The following is a 21,480-nucleotide window of genomic DNA, read 5'->3' on the forward strand; positions in this document are numbered from 1 at the left end:
ATGCAAATACAAGATAGAAATAGTAACTTTGCGGTAAATTACCGTAACCGCCTCTATGATTGAAGTTCTGGTTTCCGAAAAGTTGGTAGTGAGAGTGCCTTGTGCTGTGATCGAACATAATGGAAAAGTACTGGCAGGACAACGTAGTGCAGCATTATCCTTCCCTTTGCAATGGGAATTTCCCGGTGGAAAACTGGAAAAAGGAGAGACTGATGAGCAAGCGCTTTTCCGCGAGATCATGGAAGAGCTCAATGTCGAAATCGAAATTATCCACAAGCTTCCTGTAACAAGCAAAGACCAGGGCTGGCGGGAAATTATTCTGGTACCATTCATCTGCCGGCTAACTACCCTCGACATTACCCTCACCGAGCACGAGCAGATCCTTTGGCTCGATCCCGAAGAACTTCCTACCCTTGACTGGACCGAAGCAGATCTGAATGTGATCCAGAACTACTACGATTACCTATCGGTTAAAAAGTAGCCGTTTTCCTTTGACCTCTTCATTGAATTTCCCGTTTTCATACACCAGGTTTCCAGACACGAAAGTATGCGTAATTTGGGAATGAAAATCCGTCTCTTCGAAAGGCGACCAACCGCATTTGGAATAAAGGCCCGATGATTGAACATGTGTAACCGCGTTCACATCCACCAGGATCAGATCCGCCCAATAACCTTCACGAATATATCCCCTGTCGCTGATCTGAAAACAGTCAGCCACCGCGTGGCTCATCTTTTCAACAACCCTCTCCAGCGAAATCTTGCCCTCTCGGCTCAGTTCCAGCATGACATTCAGCGTATGTTGTACCAGCGGCAATCCTGACGGAGCTTGCCAGTATGGCTGGGCTTTCTCTTCAATGGTATGCGGCGCATGATCCGTAGCAATCACGTCAATTCGGTTATCCAGTACTGCCTGTAAAATCGCCTCCTTGTGATGTGGCGCTTTAATCGCAGGATTACATTTGATTTTGTTACCCAATGTATGGTAATCCTCCGCATCGAACCACAAATGATGCACGCATGCCTCGGCCGTCACCAGCTTGGGTTTCCCATCAGCAAGTAAAATTTGCCCGTTACTACGGTTTCCTACTTCAAACAAATGAACTTCATCACCGGTTGAAATGTGCAAAATATGTAGTCTGGTGCCGTGCTTATGCGCCAGAGAGCTTGCGAATGACGAAGAAGTAAGGCAAGCTTCTTCATTTCGGATCAATGCATGAATGTTATAAGGCACATTCTCTCCGTATTTCTCTTTGAAAAAAGCCATACGCTGCTTCACAGTCGGCTCGTCTTCGCAATGTGTCGCGATAATGCAGGGTGCATTGGCAAATATTTTTTCCAAAACCTCCGGCGCATCCACCAGCATATTGCCTGTTGATGAACCCATAAAAATCTTGATTCCGCAAACCTCCGCGGGGTTGGTACGCATTACTTCCTCATAATTATCATTGGAAGCACCCATGAAAAATGAGTAGTTGGCCAACGAAGTATCCGAGCCTATCTGGTATTTATCGGCCAGTAATTCCTGGGTCAGTGCATTGGGAACAGTATTCGGCATTTCCATAAAAGAAGTTACCCCGCCTGCTACCGCTGCTTTGGATTCTGTATAAATATTGGCCTTGTAAGTTAGCCCCGGTTCGCGGAAATGTACCTGATCATCAATCACTCCCGGCATCAGGTATTGTCCTTTGGCATCAATTATCCTATCCGCCTGCTCATGCTGTAAATCTTTTCCGATTCTTTTAATGTGACCATTTTCAATTAATACGTCCAATTCCTGAACCTTATTTTCATTTACTAAGAGTGCATTAACGATCAGCGTTGCCATGTCCGGATAAGTAATTTATGTCGTGCAAAGGTATTCAGTCGCTTGGAAATTCACTCATTGAACACTGTAAAAATGAACCTGAAAAGTATCTTAAAGGATTTTATTGATCTGATATTCCCTCGATGCTGCGAAGGCTGCGATATGTCGTTGGCAGGAAACGAAGAAACATTGTGCACCACCTGTCGCATTACGTTACCCAGAATCGGCGTCAACAGCCTCAGCAGCGAGGTGATGCAATACAAATTCATCAACGTGCAGCAAGTCGTTTCCACGCATTCATTTTTACTTTTTACCAAAAAAGGAAAAGTGCAGAAGCTCCTGCACGCGTTGAAATACAAAGGTTGCAAAGAGGTAGGCATCCTGCTGGGCGTTATGTTTGGACAGGAAATGCTTGCTAGCGGCAGTCTTCCCGACGCAGCCCTGATCATTAGTGTTCCGCTACATCGTAAAAAGAAGAAAATCCGTGGCTACAATCAAAGCGATCTGCTCGCAGAAGGATTTTCCAAAGCGACCGGTATTCCATGGACAGGAACTGTACTTGAAAGGGTTAGATACACCGACACGCAAACCGGGAAAAGCAAACACGAGCGAAGGGAAAATGTGAAGGGCGTATTCGTCATCAAAGAGCCCGTTCAACAACAAAGCATCATCATCATCGACGACGTACTCACTACCGGCGCCACGTTGGAAGAATGTGCGGAGACATTATTAAATGCAGGTTGCAAGCAAATTTACATTCTCACCATTGCACTGGCGAGGCATTAAAACAAAAGAACCGCTACCCGGAAGAGCAGCGGTTCTTTAAAAAAGTAATGTTATTCTTTGTGGCTACCGGTAGCGATCATGGCGCAACGGAAACCTACCATTGCAGTCGCTGAATCTTGATCCATGTAGCGACGCGTTCCTGGGGATAGCCAGTAAGCAACATCTGACCATGAACCGCCTTTATAAACTCTCAGTTTATCATCCACCAAAGAGTTACTGTTTTTAGTATCGTAGTTTTTGGATTCATCCTGGTATCCATCGCGACGGAATGAGTTAAGGTCGTTCACATCACTGTTGGATAGCGGACGGTACACGTCATATACCCATTCGCTCACGTTTCCAGCCATGTCATACAGACCATTATCGTTGGCAGGATATGAGCGGATTTCCTGCGTAATAATCGCTCCGTCATTGGATTTACCTGCTATACCTGCGTAGTCACCAGGACCACGTTTGAAGTTTGCCAGCATAGTTCCCTGCTTCTTGCCACGTGGCTGACGCATTGTTGAACCATCCCATGGATAAATTCTCGAATTAGCTTGGTTTTCGTCCGAATACTGTGTTCCAATCATCGCCATAGCAGCATATTCAAATTCCGCTTCTGTTGGCAGACGGTAAGGAGGCATTACGTAGCCGCTTTCAATTCTAAGTTGCGGTGCAGGACCAGCTGCTTCTGCTGTTGCCACTGCTGCTTCGTTGGCTGCTTTTTTCTTCTTGCCGAATGAAAATCCTTTTTTCTTCTTGCCACCTGCTGCTGCGGCTCCGGCTGTATTGTTAGCCTGGCTTACGGCGGCAGTACGCCATGCACAGTAGTCATTCGCCTGAACCCACGACACACCCACAACTGGGTACAGACGGAAACCAGGGTGACGCAAATACATCGTCACGTAAGAATCATTGAATGATAATTCGTTGAACCAAACGTTGGTATCAGGTAAAGCTTTGGCGTAAAATTCCTCAGATGAATCTCTTTGAACTGCGTTTAAGTATTCAAGATAGTGAACGTTGGCCACCTCAGTCTGATCCATATAGAATGACTGAATGGAAACTGTTCGCTTTGGATTATCCCTTCTGCTCATGACATCTTCTTCCAAAGATCCCATCGTAAAACGCCCTCCTTCAATATAAACAAGGTCTGGACCAGCAGGAAGTGCTTTATATTGTTTCACTTCAAAACCATCTTTGCCGTTGTAGGCCAAGCCCGTTTTAGAACTTGTTTTACCTGGTTTTAAGCTGGTAGGCCTCTTGTTTTTACTACATGAAGTAGCCGCTAATAACACAATCAAAATCAACGCGATCGACCGGGTACCCATCTTTTGCATGCAAATCATTGCTTTAAAGTGACTTAAGTGTTTGGTATTTTATAGTATGCGAAACCGCAAATGTATGAAATCAATCGAAATTAATTACAAAATCAATGATCTGATCTTTTTAACCGGGTTACTTCCCCCCGGACATCTCAACTAAAAGGTTTCGCGCCTGGTCAATGTTTTTGACATCTTCGCAGATCAGCATCAATTTACCCTTTTGATCTTTTAAAGCAATTTGCTTCGGGTGTTTTTTAATGTAGTCAATCACCAGCCCGAACTTTGCCGACTGAAAGAATTCATCGTTCTGCGAAGTAACGAAGTAGCCTTTCATTGTATTGCTTTTCAAAGTTAATTTTTCAAAGTGCAAAAGCTCTGCCTGCCAGCGTAAACGCACCGTTTTCAATAAATCCTGAACCTCTGGCGGCACTGGGCCGAAACGGTCGAGTATCTCCTGCTCAAACTTCGCAAGCTCATCTTCCGTCCCGATATTGTCAAGGCGGGTATATAACGACAATCTTTCTGAAATATTTTTGACATAATCGTCCGGGATCAAAGTAGCATAATCCGTTTCGATCTGACAGTCGGGAACCAGGTTCTTCGGAAGGCCTAAGGCGCCGGCAAACAAGTCTTTAAACTCATTATTTTTCAATTCCTGTACCGCCTCATCCAGCATTTTGTGATACAGTTCATAACCTAAATCATTCACAAAACCACTCTGCTCAGCCCCTAGTAAATTCCCTGCGCCACGAATGTCCAGGTCACGCATAGCGACCTTGAAACCATCACCCAGTTCTGAAAACTCTTCCAATGTCTGCAAGCGCTTACGGGAATCACTCGCCAGCGTAGAAACTGACGGCGTAAGCAGGTAGCAAAATGCTTTCCTGTTCGACCGCCCTACCCGGCCGCGCATCTGGTGCAAATCGGACAACCCAAACATGTGGGCCGAATTAATAATGATCGTATTCGCATTCGCAATGTCGATACCCGATTCAATGATGTTCGTCGAGACCAGTACGTCATACTCGCCTTCAATGAACGCAACCATCACTTTTTCGAGCTTATCGCCATCCATTTGCCCATGCGCCACACCGATCCTTATGTCCGGAACCAACCTTAATATAATGTTAGCAATGGATTCAATGTCATTAACCCGGTTATGGACGAAGAAAACCTGTCCGCCGCGCTGTACCTCAAAACTGACCGCATCACGGATAAATTCTTCACTGAATGTCCGCACTTCCGTCGTGACCGGCTGGCGGTTAGGCGGCGGAGTCGCAATTACTGAGAGATCCCTTGCACCCATTAATGAAAAATGTAACGTTCTCGGGATCGGTGTCGCGGTTAATGTCAGTACGTCCACATTCACACGCATTTCTTTCAAACGGTCTTTTGCTTTTACTCCAAATTTCTGCTCTTCATCCACAATCAGCAGTCCCAGGTCTTTGAATTTTACATCTTTATTCAAAATACGGTGGGTACCGATCAGGATATCAATTTTGCCTTCCTCGGCTTGTCTGAGTGTATCCTTAATTTCTTTCGTTGATTTAAACCGGTTGATATATCCCACTTTCGCCGGAAAATCACCCAGTCGGTCGCTGAATGTTTTGAAATGCTGCATAGCCAAAATCGTGGTAGGAACCAGGACAGCCACCTGTTTGCTGTCACAAACTGCCTTGAACGCAGCCCGAATCGCAATCTCAGTTTTTCCAAAGCCCACATCCCCACACACCAGACGGTCCATTGGATGCGCTTTTTCCATATCCTCCTTCACACTGGCCGTAGCAGTAGCCTGGTCAGGCGTGTCTTCATATAAAAAGGACGATTCCAGCTCGGCCTGCATATAATTGTCCGGTGAAAATGGAAATCCATGCGCCTGCCGGCGTTGCGCGTAAAGTGCGATTAGCTCATGCGCAATGTCTTTCAGCTGCTTCTTAACCTTGGACTTCTTGTTTTCCCATTCGCTCGAACCCAGCTTGCTCATAGCAGGCGGCGTACCTTCCTTACCCGTATATTTTGCGATTTTGTGCAGATTATGCACACTCACATATAAAAGGTCATTGTCGCGGTAAATCAGCCGGATCGCTTCCTGCTCCTTGCCATTCACATCCTTCCGCTCCATTCCTGCAAATCGCCCGATACCGTAATCCACGTGGGTCACGAAGTCGCCTGGCTGTAAAGATTTGAGTTCTTTCAGCGTAATCGCCTTCGATTTACTGAATTTCTCCTTCAAACGATATTTATGAAACCGGGCGAAGATCTGGTGATCAGTGTAGCAGGCAATCTTCATGTTATCATCCACAAATCCTTCCCGCAGCGAAATGTGCATGGGCCTGAACTTGACGAATGGATCCAGGTCTTCAAAGATCCTTTCCAGCCTGTCGAGCTGCTTGGGTTGCTCGGCTACAATGATATTGACATAACCTTTCGACTGATTTTCCGACAAATCGTCGAGTAACCTTTTAAAATCCTTATTGAATGATGGCTGTGGCTTTGAAGAGTACGGAAGCTTGCTTTCCGTTTTGAAATAGGTTTTTTTACCAAATTCAACGGTCTTGAATTTCTTAACCTGCGTCAAAAACCCTCTGCGCGTTTCAAAAAGATCCTGCGGATTTGAAACGATCTGAATCCCGCCGCCTGTCACTTCTTCTAATGCTTTTTCGGCTTTTTCAAAACAATTTTCAATCACTTCCAGCGTCAGTTCTACATCTTTAAACCACAATGTAGTTTCGGGAGAAAAGAAATTCAGAAATGACTCACGGGTTTCGTGTGAAAGTTTTTGCTGAATGTCCGGCACAATGTTGATCTGCTTGGCCGTTTCAATCGATAATTGTGTATCAGGATCAAAGGACCGGATACTTTCTACTTCATCTCCAAAGAGTTCTATACGAAAAGGATGCTCGCTGGCGAATGAAAAAACGTCTAGAATGCCGCCCCGTACCGAAAATTGCCCCGCTTCAAATACAAAATCCGTGATCTCAAATCCATAGCTATTGAGAAATTCCGTCAGAAACGACGGATCGAGTTTTTCACCCACCTTCACCGAAAATGTGTTGGCTTTCAGCGACCGTTTGTTGATCACTTTTTCAAACATTGCCTCGGGATAGGTGACAATTTGAATCGGCGTAGCTCGTCCTGCACTGAGCTTATTGAGGATTTCGCCGCGCATCAGCACATTGGCATTATCAACCTCCTCGTAATGGTAGGGCCTTTTATAGGATGTCGGATAAAAAAGCACTTCCGTTTTACCGATCAGGTTTTGCAGGTCATTTTGAAAATAGGCTGCTTCCTCCCGGTCACTCAGCACGTACACAGCCGGACCTTTTTTCCGCTGCTGAATTGCCGCACTGACCACCGCATCAAGGCTTCCTACCAATCCTTTGATCTGAACGTGCGCCGCTTCCGGTTCATTGGAGGCTATTTGGTTCACCAGGACATCCAGGTAACTATCGCCTCCGTACAGTGTTAATAAGTCTTTAACTTCCAATTAATATCGATGATGATGCGGCCAAGTCCGCAGTGAATGTAAACGCAAAAAGCCGTTGCGGGAAATTACCCCGACCGGCAAAAAAGATAACAACAGTTTTTATGATTTCGTTGCTGTCATTGTTCTACTGCAAAAATAGCCCTAAATGAACGAGTGCGCAAAAATCCGGTTTATCATTTTACTTTTACCTGTATTAAGATTTTGTTACTGATGATCGACTGGCTCAATCAATCCATTTCCCTCGCTGGGCTGCTAACTACTCCTCTTGAAATCCTGGGCTTCCTGACCGGGGCGATATGTGTGTATCTCAACACGCGTCAGAATGTGTTGGGCTGGTTTTTCGGGATCATCAATGCAGTATTGTATGCTGCGGTTTTCTGGCAGGTGAGGCTTTACGCCGATATGGGTTTGCAGGGATATTATTTTCTGACCAGCATTTACGGCTGGTGGTTGTGGAAATTCGGTGGCCAAACGCACGACGGCGTCAAAGTAACATTCACACCCGCTAAACTATATCCGGTATTTGCGCTGATTTTTGTCGTAGTAACCATTTCCTGGGGCTTTTTGCTCGGCCGCTTTACCAATGCAAGCCTTACCTATGCAGATTCCGCATTAACCATTGCAAGCCTGATCGGCCAGTGGATGATGGCTAGAAAATACCTCGAAAACTGGATTATCTGGATCGTAGCAGATGCCTGCTATGTAGTCATGTATTTTTACAAAGACCTGCATCTCACCGCCATTTTATATGCAGTGTTCCTCGTGTTGGCAGGAATTGGGTATGTGCAGTGGCGTAGGGATGTTGTCAGGAGTAGTCGTTTGTAGTCAGGTATGGTCATTTGTCGTCATGAACGGTGTACTAAAAAAAATGACAATACTTGACAGTCTGACCATCAATGACTATTCCTGACTCCTAGTATTGACGATTCTCAATCCAGCGTATCAAACGGAATTTCCTGATCTTCCAGTAAAGAACGGATGCGCTCCGAATCCTGAAATACGATCTGCAATTCCTTTTTTGCTATGCCTTCCTCTTCCTCGTCCAGCCACTTCCAGTCCTCGGCAGTAGCGTCGAAGATATCGATCACCGAAAGGATTTTTTCTTCTGATTTTTCTTTCGACAACCATTCCGACGATTGATCAATGTAGATGATCACTTTTTGTTCTTCGATCCATTCCAGATCGTTCAACATTTCGTCCAATGCGTCCAGGTTTTTGCCCGAATAGTCAGGGAAGTTCATGGCGGTAGCAATCTGCTCGTGAAAGTCCTTGATCGACGTCGATTTTTTGCCGTCGACAAATGCGATAAATGCGCCCAGAAAAGTTTTGCGGACGTTGGATTCCGCTTTGGCGAGCAGGAAGTGTGTGTTTTTCATACGTTCGTTTGGTTTTAAACAACGCTGCAAGTTATGAAAAAATACAGGTTCAAACCCACCCTAGCCTCCCCGATTTACTTCAAATATCTCTTTCTTAACAATTGCATCATATGTACATTAATCGCCCATTGGTCAGCGAGCGGCTGATGTGTGAAGGGAACTGTGGGCAAATAATTAGGCGGCCCAAACTCCGTCAGTACAGTAAGCGTCTCACCGCTTTTAACTTTTTGCTCGACTACCACGTCCCACCAGGCCAGATGTGCTTTCACGGCCGCCTCCCATTCCGGGGCGCGAGGATCATTTACCTGCGGGCCTTCTTCGTGGCCTATGCGAGAGTGAATGTGGCCTACGCGTGACAATGCCAGTTTTACCGTTTCCTCCTGATCCTGCAGCAAGCTTTCATGTACATTACACCAATGCGAAATGTCCAGTGTTAACCTCAGCTCAGGATTTCTTTCAATAAAATTTCTGGCAATATGTGCAGCGAAAAGCATTCGACCGCGATGTGTTTCATGGTAAATGGGTATGCCGGTTTTAACAGATGCCTCGGTAGTATGGTCAATGAATGCTTTGTTTTGTTCGTAGGTGAAAAAATCCTTCCCGCTATGGCAATTGATATACAAAGGCTTTTGTACGAACTCCGTCGTAGCTGCATTGATCTGCTTTTTAAATGCCTCTAAATGAGTCTTGTAATCCCTTTCGCCCGAGCCGCACAGAATTCCGACCTGCAAATCATATTTTTTCAACGCGTCAAAAAGCTCCTTCTGTTTTTCCTTTGATCCAGGCCACCACATTTCAGTACCATCATATCCCTCCTTCTTAATGGCCGCGCAAAAAACATCGGTCGTACCAGGGAAACCCCAGTTGGTACCCAATACTTTCAATGACAATTTATTTTCAAACTGAAACGGAGCCTCTGCTGAACTTGCGGCAGCGTCCAGGCCAGCAACAACTCCTGCGGTCGTAATAGCAGTATTTATAAAATTCCGACGGTTCATTGATTTGATATTCTGAAATTGAAAATTATAAAAAGGAGCAGGCTAGGGCTTTTTGACAGGTACGTTCGCAGCAGTAGCGGTAGTATCCCCCGCTTTTAAAAACTGAGCGACTTCTGCCTCACTAAATCCATTTACCACCAAAAGTCCGGGATACTGTTTGGTCACCTGGCTCACCGCAGTATCGGTAACGGCCGACTCCCACACATACACCGAACGAAGTTCTTTCATACCGGCAATGCTTTTCAGTCCGGCGTCCCCCACTTTGGTATCCACTACATTCAAATAACCGAGGTAGGGAAGATTTTTAAGCTCTGCAATGCCTTTATCCGTCACTATGGTGTGTTCCAGGTGCAGTTTATTGAGGTTTTTAAATTTGGCAATGTCCTTCAAAGCCGCATCCGTCACCTTCGTACCACCTAATTTCAGCCAGGTAATCTGTTCCGAAACCGGTGCCAGTAGCGCCATTTCTTTGTCTCCGAAAGCAGGCGCATTCACCGCACTCACTTCCAGTAAATTCTGGTCCTGGGATAATGCATTGACGATCAGGCCTGCTTTCCGCAATGCCTGAATGTTCTTTTCATCCGCTGGTGGCACTTTCAAACTGAATACCGCCGACTCAGGTTTCTTGGATGAACCCGAAGCCCCGCCCTTACCTAGTGACGCCAATGCAGGTTTCACTTCCTCTGACACTTTCAGATCCGCTACTTTTTTATCTGACGGAGCACCCTGATCGATCCACCAGGCTAATAATGTGATTTGATCTGTCGTCAGCTGCGGTTTACCTTTCGGCGGCATATGGTCGTCATCGCGCTCTTCGAGCAGGCAACGTTTGATCATATCACTTTCTGCGCTTTTGCCCGATACAAAAGCAGGCCCTCCTTCGCCGCCTTTAACCAGCAAGGCCAATTCGTCCATCCGGAGATCGCCCTTCTTTTTGCTCGCATTGTGACATTGCACGCAACGTGCTTCCAGTATCGGCTGCACAACGTCTTTGTATACCAGTGCCTGCTCTACATTGGCAATAGGTTTAATTTCGGTGGTTTTTTCTTCCAGAGGAGACATTCCAGCGAGGCTGCGGAAGGGTTCGGGCGTGTACTGCGTGAGGTAACCTGCGCCGTGCGTGAGTGAGCCGCCATCGTGGCCAGCGCTCATCGTAAGCAACACAGCAATACCAAATGCGGGTAGATAGGCGACTTTGCCAAAAGGAATAAGCTTCCCTACCCTGTCCGACTTTACCAGCCATGCTACCCAGGCAAATGCGGCCACACCAATGCCCTTCCACATATGGTCGCCCAGCAATTCCTCGTCATACCCGCCCCCGAGCGAGAGCAAGTAGCCCGCTATACATGCGAATGTTGCACTGATAGCCGACCAGAAAAGTATAAATACAACGGTCGTTTCATTAACATTGATCTTACCGCTTCTCCTGCCAATTTCGAGCAATGCAGCGATCAGCAAAAATCCAATGGGAAAATGGACCAATGCAGGATGGAATCTTCCGATGAAAAGTGCCCACGATGAAGCCTGTAAAAGTGGGTAGAGCATGAAGGGTCAGGGTTTAGGATATTATAAATTGAATGTGGTAATCGTGTTTATAATCTGAAAACTTCCGGGCATTGTAACGCAACGGGCGAGTTATCTGCATTCACGTCCATAATGTCGGCCATGTGGTCCCACCATTTTTTCATGATCGGCAATCCCGCGAGACTGGCTGTCTGCTCATTACCTGCGAGTTTTTGAAAAGCAAACAAGGCCAATGTTTTTTCGTCAAGAAAAATATAATATTCTTTAATGCCCGCATCGATCAAAAGCTGCGATAACTCCGGCCAGATCTCATCGTGCCGTTTTTTGTATTCTGCTTCAAATCCCGGTTTAAGCTGCATCCGGAATGCTTTTACTAAGTCCTGGTCCATTGTTTGGTATAATTCGACAAAAAATAAATGTTTGATCAGGCAATGACATCTTTAACAACCTTGCCCTCTGTATCGGTTAACCGGAAGTTCCTGCCCTGGAACGGGTAGGTGAATTTCTCATGATCAAAACCCATCAGGTTCAGGATCGTCGCTTGCAAATCATGCACGTGAACCCTATCTTTCACGCCATAGTAACCCAATTCGTCGGTTTCACCATGACTATGTCCTCTTTTCACGCCGCCACCCGCCATCCACATCGTGAAAGCATCCAAATGGTGATCCCGGCCCATAAATGGCATGACCAGCCCATTCCTGTTTTCCTGCATCGGCGTCCTGCCGAATTCTGCGCCCCAAATGATCAGCGTTTCTTCCAAGAGCCCACGCATTTTCAAATCTTTGATCAATGCAGCAATCGGCTGATCCGACTCACGGCATTTCTGGCGCAGACCGCCTTCCACATTATGGTCTTTCGAAGTACCGTGTCCATCCCAGCCCCAGTCAAAAAGCTGTACAAAACGCACATCATTTTCAACTAGTTTTCTTGCTAAAAGGCAGTTCATAGCGAATGTTCCCTCACCCGGCTTCACGCCGTACATATCCAATATAAACTGAGGCTCTTTGGAGACATCCATTACTTCGGGCACCGACATCTGCATTCGAAAAGCCATTTCATACTGGCTGATGCGCGTTAATATTTCCGGGTCCTTTACGTCCTCGTAAGTCTGGCGATTTATCTCATTAATGGCCTCAATGGTCTGTTTACGCATATCGCGGTTCATCCCGCTCGGGTCGCTCACATACAGAACCGGATCCCCGCCCGTACGGCATTGCACCCCCTGGTATACCGAAGGCAAAAAGCCGCTTCCATAAACACTTTTCCCCGCATCAGGCTGCTGCCCTCCCGATGCCAATACAATAAACCCAGGCAAATTCTGGTTTTCAGAACCCAGCCCATACACCGACCAAGCTCCCAGACTAGGCCGACCCAGCCGCGCACTTCCCGTATGCATCAGCAGCTGCGCAGGTGCGTGGTTGAACTGGTCGGTATGCATGGCTTTCATGAACGTGATCTCGTCCGCAACAGTTTGCAAATAAGGCACATAGTCCGACATCCACGCGCCTGACTGGCCATATTGGGCGAATTTCCCCTGCGGCCCCAGCATTTTAGGTACGCCCTGAATAAATGCGAATTTTTTCCCTTCCAAAAACTCCGCCGGGCAATCCTGACCGTGGTACTTCACCAGCTCCGGCTTGTAATCGAACAACTCCAGCTGCGATGGCGCGCCAGCCATGTGAATGTAGATCACGCGCTTGGCTTTGGGGGCAAACTGCGGGATCTTGGCGGCCGCGGCATGATCAGCAATACTGGTCCCTGCACTGGAACTGCCGCAAGAGCCCAGTAAGGAACCTAGTCCCAAGGCTCCCAACCCAAATCCTGCCGATTGCAGAAAGTGCCTCCGGGTTTGCCGGTGCAAATCTGCATATTGAAGTTCCTTTTGTAGCTTTTCCATTTGTCTTTTTCTAGGTCTGCTGCATCTATAGCCCCAGGCTTAAGCCTGGGGTTTGGGGATTCGATTCGGGATCCGGCCCCCTTGCCTCGCTGCCCCCAAAGGCTAAAGCCTTGGGTTACTCCTTGGTTACGACGTTGTCGAGGTTTAGCATGATGTTGGCGGAGATCGTTAGGGCGGCTAGCTCTGGCGATCTTTCTTTGCCGTAAGCGAGGATGCTGTCTGCGTCTACTGGTTTTTTCCGGTAGGCGTTCAGTGCATCGTTATATACTTTTACCAGCACATTCAGGTTCTTTTTTTCGATGGGCTGGAATGTCAGCATCCGATATCCTTCGGTTAATTGTTGCTCAGGGGTTTTTCCTCGTTTTTGCATTTTCGTTGCCAGTTTTTCCGCCGCTTCCAGGTACACAGGGTCATTCAATGTAACCAATGCCTGCAAAGGTGTATTGGTCAGTATTCTCCTGGATTGACAAAACTCGCGGCTAGGTGCATCGAATGTGACCATTGATGGATACGGTGCCGTGCGTTTCCAGTAGGTGTAAACGCCTCGTCGGTACCGATCTTCTCCCTCGCTCAGTACCCATTTTTCACCGCTGTACGGCGATTGCCATATCTTGTCAGGCTGGGGCGGCATGACGCCCGGGCCGTACATTTTGTTGGAAATCAATCCACTACACGCGAGCGCCTGGTCCCTTACCTGCTCAGCGCTCAGCCTTACCCGCGGACCACGAGAGATGTAGACATTGTAGGGGTCTTTTTCGAGTTTGTCATGATCGGTTTTGGAACTCTGCCGGTAGGTAGCCGACATGACTATGGTTTTGAGTAGCTTTTTGACGCTCCAATGATCGGTCTCGATAAAATCCGCTGCCAGCCAGTCCAGTAGTTCAGGGTGGCTTGGTTCTGCGCCCTGCGAGCCGAAATCCTCTACCGTTTCTACAATTCCTTTCCCAAAAAGCTGCTCCCAGAAACGGTTTACCACCACTCTCCCGGTCAATGCATTATCGCGGCTGACGATCCATTTGGCCAGGCCGAGGCGATCACGGGAATATCCTTTGGGCATCGGCGCCAGCAGTTTAGGGACATCTGCTTTCACCTCGGCCCCTTTTACCATCCAGTTTCCTCTCACAAAAACATTAGTCTTTCTCGCAAAATCACCTTTTCCCTCCCAGATCACCGGCATACTTTCCGTTGGTCGCGTTAGTACCGTGGCATAATCAGCGACAATTTGTTCATAACCTGGCTGGCCTGCGCCCGGTATTCCTTTTTGGAAAGAAGCCCAGGTAATCCGCAGCCATTCGGTAGGCGTTTTCGGGCTGTTCAATGATAAATAAATGTCGTGCTTCCCTGTGGTCTGGCTAACCGGCGCAATAACGACGGTATCGCGCATCGGAAGCTTAATCGTGGACAGTACAGGCCCGTCCAGTTTGTCCAGATGCAATGTCAATATCGCATTCTCGGCTTTGGTAGATACATTCATCAACACATTATCCACACCTGTGAGGTTAACTTGCGGAATGCGTGCATTGCCCTTGTCTTTGACACCATAGTAAGAAATCAGCAGCACGGTAGATTCGTCGCCTTTCACAAAATTATGTGCATTGATCTTCGGTTCGATCACCTTCATGAACTTCGTCTTGGCTTCAAGCTCAGCTGGATTGTACTTTTTAATCCAACCTTTGACCCGCTCCACCCGCGCCGAATCCTCCCCTTTATAGAATCTCAATTTCGGCCATTCGTCCCACACATCCTCGTCACGGGAGTTGTTAAAAAACGCCGCATACTTGTAATAATCTTCGTGCGGGATCGGATCATACGGATGGCTGTGGCATTGAACGCAACCGAATGTAGTGCCCTGCCAAACTTCCCAAGTTGTGTTCACGCGATCGATCAAAGCAGCGGTACGAAACTCTTCGTCGTCAGTTCCGCCTTCATTGTTTGTCATCGTATTGCGGTGAAAACCAGTGGCTATCATGTTTTCTTCCTTCGGAAAACCATCCTGTGCCGCTGGCAGCAAATCTCCCGCCAACTGTTCGATCGTAAACTGGTCGAAAGGCTTATCATCATTGAATGATTTCACTACATAATCGCGGTACCGCCACATGGTGCGGCCGCCATCGCTTTCGTAACCTTTGGTATCAACATAGCGGGCAAGGTCCATCCACATCGACGTCCATCTTTCACCATAGGAAGGGGATTTGAGAAGCCGATCCACTACTTTTTCGTAGGCGTCCTCAGATTGATCTTGCTCAAAGTCGCTTACCTGCTTTTCGGTCGGAGGCAATCCTGTCAGGTCGAGGCTCACCCGGCGAATCAATGTAGCCCTGTCTGCTTCGGGCGAAACAGACATTCCTTTATTTTTTAATTTGGCCAATATGAAATGATCCACTTCATTCCTGGCCCATTTTTTATCTCCAATGTTGAGCAGGCCAAACAGGTTACTAATGTTGCTTAGAGAAGGTACTTCCGGTCTTTCTATTTGCTTGTAAGACCAATGCTTTTCCCACTCGGCACCTTCATTGATCCATTTTTTTAATGTACTGATATCGTTTTCACTCAGCGGCGTGCCGTTCTTTGGCATACGCTCTTCCGGGTCATCGCTCAATATCCTCTTGATCATCTCGCTTGCATCCGCATCACCGCGCACAACAGGAATCTTGCCGGATTTGCCCGGTTCGAGCATCTCATGTTCGAACAAGAAGCTTACGTCGCCTGCTTTTTTCACTCCCCCGTGACAGCCCATGCAGTGCTTGTTCAGGATCGGTTTTACTTCTGTGTTGTAATCTGTTTTCGAATCAAAAAAACCCGAAAGGAAAAAAGAAAACAGCAGCACGGTTAACCCGATAACACCCAGTACTATACCTTTTACCATTGCCTGGTGAAGAATTAATATTTTTAAAACAAGTACCTGTTAAATAATGTAAAAGACGCTCCCCCGAAAAAATTACCCTTTGCAATTTTACTTCATAACCTTCGGAATATGTATGGACAAAAGAACTTTTTTGATGAACAAAAACGAGAAAACCCCGGGAATTTATCTCCCCGGGGTTTTTTCGTTCATTTACTCAGATCCCTGATCCAGTCAGGTGATGTCAATGTTGAATACTAATTCCAACCATTTGCAATATCCTTCGCTACATTCGGATTATAGTTTTTCTCTACGTCCGGAATAGGTAGCAAGACGTTTTTATCCAGGAAAGGCTGCTTGCCGTCACCAGGTTCAGCTGCACGCTGACTGTTAATTGTCTGCTTGGCAATTCCCCACCTGATCAGGTCAAAATAGCGGCTTTGTTCTCCGCAAAGCTCAATTTGTCTTTCACGAATAAGCAGGTTCGTAGCAGCAGCCTGAGCGCCGAGGGTGGTATAAGCCACCGCGCCTGACCTTTTTCTCACCTGGTTGATCAGCGCCAAAGGTTCCTCACCCGTTTTGCCTTGTTGAATGTACGATTCCGCCAGCATTAACAATATATCGGCATACCTGATAACCTGTCCATTGATCGAGCTTTGAGGTCCGCCGTATGACGCCACTTCATTATAGTACTGGTATTTTTTCCATACAAAATAACCCTGCGGATCGTCTGCTTTGAATGGAAAAGCGATTTTCCCGCCTTCACATTTCTGGCAATACTCGGTATCTCCGCCACTTTCTTTGTTTCCGTAAAAAGTAAACTTCGCCCGCGGATCCACATAAGCTGCACCAGTGGAGGGATTCGGGTATTGAAATGCTTTTACAGTCGTAGTCGGCACATACACATTGAACCAATCTTTGAAACCATATTCCTGCGCACGGTCCGAGTGACTGGCTTTTCCACCCCAGGTTTCCTGTCCGCCGAATACATAGTACTGGTTACCAATGCCCCAGTCGGTCCATTTCGCATTCATGATCTGAAAAATGTTTTCCGGACTGCTCTGGTTAGTCGAGCTGAACAGGTTCTCGTACGAAGGATCGAGCGAGTAGGTATATGGCGCAGCCGTAAGTTGGGCCAATGTAGTCTGAGCCTGTGCCCATTTCTTTTGGTATAAATACGTTTTTCCCAGCAATGCAATCGCTGCACCTTTGGTCGCGCGGCCAAGGCCAGTTGCAGCATCGTAGGTTACCGGAAGATCGGCAGCGGCTAGGGTAAGGTCATTTTCAATAAAGCTCCATAATGCTTCCGCAGAAGAGCGGGTAGGATAGTTGTTAGCCACCGTACTGTCATAGGCTGTGATCAATGGTGCCTTTCCCCACAGATTTACAATGTTGAAATAGGCATACGAACGCAAAAATCTGGCTTCTGCAATGAACTGTTTCGCTTTTTGCTGATCGGCAGCGACAGTAGGCTGCCACACACTCGCCCTGTCAATAACCACATTGGAGCGTAGTACCATCCTGTATAAGCTATTCCAAAGCTGCCCGATCTGTGCCTGGCTGGTACCGAACGAGTAGTCGGCGAGCTGGGCCATATCTCCCTGTAAGTTTGTGGTCTTTTTGGCCTCATGACCCAACAGGTCGAAAATAAAGTAGTACTCTCTCGACCACAGCCCATTGTGCAGTAAGGTGGCATACGTCGCGATCACAGCCTGGTTCAAACCGTCGCTCGAAGTAAAATAGGTAGAAAAATCGTAGGCGCTCTGGCTTTTCAGGTCCAGTTTCGATTCGTCGCAGGCGATGATATTGATCGCTGCGATTAATGCGGCAAAATATATTATTATCCTTTTCATATTTCTTTCTGATAAGTTTATTCCAATGATTAAAACCCTAATTGTAAGCCTGCAATCAATGTTCTCGGCTGCGGCAATTGCTGTCTGTCGTCAATACCGCGAGAGAAAATGTAGCTTCCGCCATTTTGCGTGCTTACTTCTGGATCATATCCTTTGTATTTGGTAACTGTCAGCAGGTTTTGTGCTGCTACATAAATCCGGATACCACTGAATACTTTGCCGCCTCCAATGCTGCTGACAATGCTCTGGGGCAGTTTGTAACCCAGGGTAATGTTCCTTAACCTCAAATAGCTACCGTTTTCCAGCCACCAGTCGGATGGGCGCAGGTTACCGTCGCCGGTAGCGCTCTGGCCTGCTCTTGGAAGAGAAGCCACATCGCCCGGTTTTCTCCATCTATTCAGGATTTCGGTCGAAGCATTGTGGCCAGTAGATTCATTGTCGGTCACGAATTTGAATGCATTGAGCAATTTCAACCCTGAGACGCCGGATACCACCACATTCAGATCAAAGTTTTGGAAGGTAACACCTCCATTGAACCCGTAAACGATTTTAGGGATCGGGTTACCAAGGATTTTCTGGTCCGTGGCAGTGACTTTACCATCACCATCGATGTCTTTGAAAATAAAATCCCCAGGTAGTAGCCCTGACTGATATTTGGTCGTCGCGTCACCACTTTGTTCCGCTGCTTTCGCATTCAATGCATCTACTTCCGCCTGATCTTTCGCTACATGATCCAGGGTATAGCCATAAAATGACCCAATCGCCGAACCTGCTGCCGTGTAAGTGAATGTCGGCAAGTTACTGAACGAACCCGCCTGTATCGGTGCTGCGAACTCGCTTCCCAATGAGTTCACTACGTTCTTATTATAGGCCAGATTGGCACTGATATGATAGCCCAGTCCGCCGCTCGTCGCATCGCGATAGCCAACAGAGAACTCCACTCCTTTGTTTTGTGCGCTGGCCGCATTCGCGTATTTGCTCGGCTGCCCACCGCTACCCGAAGCTCCCGTGCTTCCCGAAACGGGCACACTTACGAGCAAACCGCTACTTTTTCTGTTGTACCAGTCTATTGTTAAGGTTAGTTTATTTCTTAGGAAAGCAAGATCAATACCAATGTCAGTCTGATCGGTTGACTCCCATTTAATGTTCGGGTTAGCCAATGTATTGATGGTAGTTCCGGGATTGAATCCTTCGTTTGTTCCCAGCGAGTACACCAGGTTTCCGTTCGGGCTACCACTGTAAGTGAGTACCGATGTTACACCCGTGGTGGGAATGGTGTTGTTTCCGGTCCTTCCCAGGCCGATCCGCAGTTTTCCATCGGTTACGAATGGCAGGTTACTTTTGATAAACTCCTCATCCACAAACCGCCAGGCAAGACCCAGTCCGTAAAAGTTACCAAACCTGTTGTTGGCGCCAAAGTTGGACGCACCGTCGCGGCGAAAGCTTCCTGATAAAATGTATTTGTTATCGAATGTATAACCCAACCTCGCGAAATAAGAGATCACCGACGAACGGGCATAGCCATAAGAACTTCCCGTTACCGCCTGAGACTGTGCTACGCTGATATTCTGAATGTTGTTGTTCGGAATGTTGGTACCCGTCGCATTCAGGCCGGAAGAATTGCCCGGATCGAGATAACTGTTACCAACTGTGGCTGAAACGCTGTGGTTTCCAAACACGTGGTTGTATGAAAAGTAATTCTCAAGTGTATAAAACGAGTAATTGTTGTATCCCAATGTGGCTTGCTGCGGATTGGTGAGGTTGTTTCCTGCGGTATAGGCATATTGGTAGCTATTGGTTTTCCCTCCCCCAATTTCTGCTGAAAGTTGCGTTCTGAACCGCAGGCCGGCAATAATATCTACCTCTGCAAATACCTGCGGGAAAAACACGAAACCTTTGTTAACAGGGTGGTTCAGGTTGATCGCCGCCAGCGGGTTGTTACCATTACTAAAATCGTCAACATTGGTCGTATTGGAATAACCTCCCGGAACATTCGCATCGAAAATCGGCTTGTAAGGTGCGAAATATACCGCATCCGAAATGCTGGCCACCTGGCCGTCGTCTTTCGTATGACGGATGTTCAGGCTTTGTCCCAAATGGAACCTACCCAATGTTTCGTCCAGACTGAACCGCGCATTGATCCGGCTATTCGTAAAGTTTTTGACAATGGCCTGCTGTTTGATGTAGCCTAATGAAAAATTATAAGCCACTTTCTCGCTTCCTCCGCTGATATTCACATCATTTTGAGAAACCAATGCTGAGCGGAAAATCTCATTCTGCCAGTTGGTACGGTCCTGCGTCACATCCGGCGTATTGAATTTCGCGGGGAGTACTGAATTGGTAGTCGAAGCGAAATCCCTTAACAGGTCAATGTATTGCGAAGCATTCAGCAGATCCAGCTTTTTCCAGGCATTGGCCACGCCCCATTGCGTATTGAAATTGATTTTCGGGGCACCTGCTTTCCCTCTGCGGGTAGTAATGATCACCACCCCATTGGCAGCTGCCGAACCGTAGATCGCCGTGGATGAGGCATCTTTCAGGATGGTAATGTTTTCAATGTCCTGCGTCGCCAATGTGTTGAACATCGTTTTGCTTCCCTGGATACCGTCGATCACGTACAATGGATCGACACCGGTAAATGAACCCGTTCCGCGGATCAGGATCTGAGCGTCGGAACCCGGGGTACCATTGGACTGCAACACCTGAACACCCGCCGACTTACCGATCAGCAACTGTGAAGGGTTAGTAGCGGTCGTAGAACCTGCATCTTTGGCAGAAACAATGTCTACCGAGCCTACCACGTCCTTTTTACGCGAAGTACCGTAACCGATTACAACCACTTCATTCAATGATTTATCGTCCGGCACCAAACTGACGACCAGATTAGTCCTGTCGCCAACTGCCAATTCCTGAGATTTATATCCTACAAAACTGAAAACCAGCACCGCTGCTTTGTCAGTTACTTCCAATTCGAAAGCCCCGTCGGCGTTGGTCAGCGTGCCTTGCTGAGTGCCTTTTAAGCGAACACTGACACCCGGAAGTCCCTCCCCCTTTTCGTCATTTACCTTACCGTCCACACGGATAGCCGCGTAGCTTTTATCCTCCCAAAGTACGTCAGACTGCTCTCTTGGCACATTCGCTTTTTTTGAAGTAAGCAATATTCTGCCCGATGGCGTTACCTGATAGGAAATTTCCAATGGGGTCAGCAATGAATTCAATGTTGCTGAAAGTTTCTGGTTCGAGGCATGAATGACCACCGCACGGCTCGCCCGGATCGCTTTATGGCTGTACGCAAATTTCACGTCTGCTTTTGCTTCAATTTGGCTAAGAACTGCCCTGAGCTCGGTGTTATCAGCATGCAACGTAACATTACGTTCCAAAATCTCCTGTGCTTTCCCGTCGTGAGCCGCATACGTGAAGCCTCCGAAAGCGATAGAAAAGACAATTTGGGTTAATGAAATTCTCATGAGCAGATAGAGTGAGGCTCGATTTTTTTGGTATCGATTTTTTTTCATAGTTTAGAACGGTTTTTTTATAAAAAACTAAATTGATTTTCTCCCTCTCATATCTTGGAGGATCGTGAGCAGAAAGGAGATTCTTAAT

14 protein-coding genes are annotated in these 21,480 nt (G+C 47.2%); 3 read left to right on the forward strand and 11 right to left on the reverse strand.

What is annotated here, in order from left to right:
- The first annotated feature begins 55 nt into the window (after positions 1–55).
- Positions 56–481, forward strand: coding sequence for a (deoxy)nucleoside triphosphate pyrophosphohydrolase (locus ABIO93_RS01085; protein ID WP_348063591.1), 426 nt, complete (start codon positions 56–58; stop codon positions 479–481).
- On the opposite strand, the gene ABIO93_RS01090 is transcribed toward ABIO93_RS01085, so the two are convergent.
- Entirely contained in the window at positions 464–1,825 is a 1,362-nt protein-coding gene (locus ABIO93_RS01090; RefSeq protein WP_348063592.1) for a dihydroorotase, read from the reverse strand. The genes ABIO93_RS01085 and ABIO93_RS01090 overlap by 18 nt on opposite strands.
- 72 nt (positions 1,826–1,897) lie before the next feature.
- On the opposite strand from ABIO93_RS01090, the gene ABIO93_RS01095 reads away from it, so the two are divergent.
- Positions 1,898–2,590: a ComF family protein gene (locus ABIO93_RS01095; protein ID WP_348063593.1), complete on the forward strand. Its 693-nt coding sequence runs from the start codon at positions 1,898–1,900 to the stop codon at positions 2,588–2,590.
- 50 nt (positions 2,591–2,640) lie between these two features.
- On the opposite strand, the gene ABIO93_RS01100 is transcribed toward ABIO93_RS01095, so the two are convergent.
- On the reverse strand, positions 2,641–3,912 hold the full coding sequence (locus ABIO93_RS01100) for an SUMF1/EgtB/PvdO family nonheme iron enzyme (RefSeq protein ID WP_348063594.1): 1,272 nt from the start codon (positions 3,910–3,912) through the stop codon (positions 2,641–2,643).
- A 118-nt stretch (positions 3,913–4,030) separates the two neighbouring features.
- Positions 4,031–7,384, reverse strand: a complete 3,354-nt coding sequence (gene mfd, locus ABIO93_RS01105; protein WP_348063595.1) for a transcription-repair coupling factor — start codon at positions 7,382–7,384, stop codon at positions 4,031–4,033.
- Between the two features lie 210 nt (positions 7,385–7,594).
- Between mfd and pnuC the strand changes: the two genes are divergently transcribed.
- Entirely contained in the window at positions 7,595–8,209 is a 615-nt protein-coding gene (gene pnuC, locus ABIO93_RS01110; RefSeq protein WP_348063596.1) for a nicotinamide riboside transporter PnuC, read from the forward strand.
- Positions 8,210–8,313: 104 nt separating this feature from the next.
- On the opposite strand, the gene ABIO93_RS01115 is transcribed toward pnuC, so the two are convergent.
- The 8 genes from ABIO93_RS01115 to ABIO93_RS01150 form a co-directional block, all read right to left on the reverse strand.
- Positions 8,314–8,760 carry a barstar family protein gene (locus ABIO93_RS01115; RefSeq protein WP_348063597.1) on the reverse strand — a complete coding sequence of 149 codons (447 nt, stop codon included), beginning with the start codon at positions 8,758–8,760 and terminating at the stop codon, positions 8,314–8,316.
- A gap of 74 nt (positions 8,761–8,834) precedes the next feature.
- The gene (locus ABIO93_RS01120; RefSeq protein ID WP_348063598.1) at positions 8,835–9,758 is read right to left on the reverse strand and encodes a sugar phosphate isomerase/epimerase; all 924 of its coding nucleotides are present in this window, start codon (positions 9,756–9,758) and stop codon (positions 8,835–8,837) included.
- A 42-nt stretch (positions 9,759–9,800) separates the two neighbouring features.
- Positions 9,801–11,303: a c-type cytochrome domain-containing protein gene (locus tag ABIO93_RS01125; RefSeq protein WP_348063599.1), complete on the reverse strand. Its 1,503-nt coding sequence runs from the start codon at positions 11,301–11,303 to the stop codon at positions 9,801–9,803.
- Between the two features lie 47 nt (positions 11,304–11,350).
- The gene (gene rhaM, locus ABIO93_RS01130; RefSeq protein WP_348063600.1) at positions 11,351–11,671 is read right to left on the reverse strand and encodes an L-rhamnose mutarotase; all 321 of its coding nucleotides are present in this window, start codon (positions 11,669–11,671) and stop codon (positions 11,351–11,353) included.
- Positions 11,672–11,706: 35 nt separating this feature from the next.
- On the reverse strand, positions 11,707–13,182 hold the full coding sequence (locus tag ABIO93_RS01135; RefSeq protein ID WP_348063601.1) for a DUF1501 domain-containing protein: 1,476 nt from the start codon (positions 13,180–13,182) through the stop codon (positions 11,707–11,709).
- Between the two features lie 115 nt (positions 13,183–13,297).
- Positions 13,298–16,048, reverse strand: a complete 2,751-nt coding sequence (locus tag ABIO93_RS01140; RefSeq protein WP_348063602.1) for a DUF1553 domain-containing protein — start codon at positions 16,046–16,048, stop codon at positions 13,298–13,300.
- Between the two features lie 233 nt (positions 16,049–16,281).
- A complete protein-coding gene (locus ABIO93_RS01145; RefSeq protein WP_348063603.1) occupies positions 16,282–17,877 on the reverse strand; it encodes a RagB/SusD family nutrient uptake outer membrane protein in 1,596 nt (531 codons plus the stop codon).
- Positions 17,878–17,906: 29 nt separating this feature from the next.
- Complete coding sequence (locus ABIO93_RS01150) at positions 17,907–21,344, reverse strand: TonB-dependent receptor (protein ID WP_348063604.1); 3,438 nt, start codon at positions 21,342–21,344, stop codon at positions 17,907–17,909.
- Between the last annotated feature and the right edge of the window lie 136 nt (positions 21,345–21,480).

This window comes from Dyadobacter sp. (assembly GCF_039919315.1).
GTDB lineage: Bacteria > Bacteroidota > Bacteroidia > Cytophagales > Spirosomataceae > Dyadobacter.

Excerpts from the sequence above, each read along its gene's own strand:
- ABIO93_RS01085 (WP_348063591.1), top strand. The coding sequence starts at position 56 with ATGATTGAAGTTCTGGTTTCCGAAAAGTTGGTAGTGAGAGTGCCTTGT.
- ABIO93_RS01090 (WP_348063592.1), bottom strand. The coding sequence starts at position 1,825 with ATGGCAACGCTGATCGTTAATGCACTCTTAGTAAATGAAAATAAGGTT.
- ABIO93_RS01095 (WP_348063593.1), top strand. The coding sequence starts at position 1,898 with ATGAACCTGAAAAGTATCTTAAAGGATTTTATTGATCTGATATTCCCT.
- ABIO93_RS01100 (WP_348063594.1), bottom strand. The coding sequence starts at position 3,912 with ATGCAAAAGATGGGTACCCGGTCGATCGCGTTGATTTTGATTGTGTTA.
- pnuC (WP_348063596.1), top strand. The coding sequence starts at position 7,595 with ATGATCGACTGGCTCAATCAATCCATTTCCCTCGCTGGGCTGCTAACT.
- ABIO93_RS01115 (WP_348063597.1), bottom strand. The coding sequence starts at position 8,760 with ATGAAAAACACACACTTCCTGCTCGCCAAAGCGGAATCCAACGTCCGC.
- ABIO93_RS01120 (WP_348063598.1), bottom strand. The coding sequence starts at position 9,758 with ATGAACCGTCGGAATTTTATAAATACTGCTATTACGACCGCAGGAGTT.
- ABIO93_RS01125 (WP_348063599.1), bottom strand. The coding sequence starts at position 11,303 with ATGCTCTACCCACTTTTACAGGCTTCATCGTGGGCACTTTTCATCGGA.
- rhaM (WP_348063600.1), bottom strand. The coding sequence starts at position 11,671 with ATGGACCAGGACTTAGTAAAAGCATTCCGGATGCAGCTTAAACCGGGA.
- ABIO93_RS01135 (WP_348063601.1), bottom strand. The coding sequence starts at position 13,182 with ATGGAAAAGCTACAAAAGGAACTTCAATATGCAGATTTGCACCGGCAA.
- ABIO93_RS01140 (WP_348063602.1), bottom strand. The coding sequence starts at position 16,048 with ATGGTAAAAGGTATAGTACTGGGTGTTATCGGGTTAACCGTGCTGCTG.
- ABIO93_RS01145 (WP_348063603.1), bottom strand. The coding sequence starts at position 17,877 with ATGAAAAGGATAATAATATATTTTGCCGCATTAATCGCAGCGATCAAT.
- ABIO93_RS01150 (WP_348063604.1), bottom strand. The coding sequence starts at position 21,344 with ATGAGAATTTCATTAACCCAAATTGTCTTTTCTATCGCTTTCGGAGGC.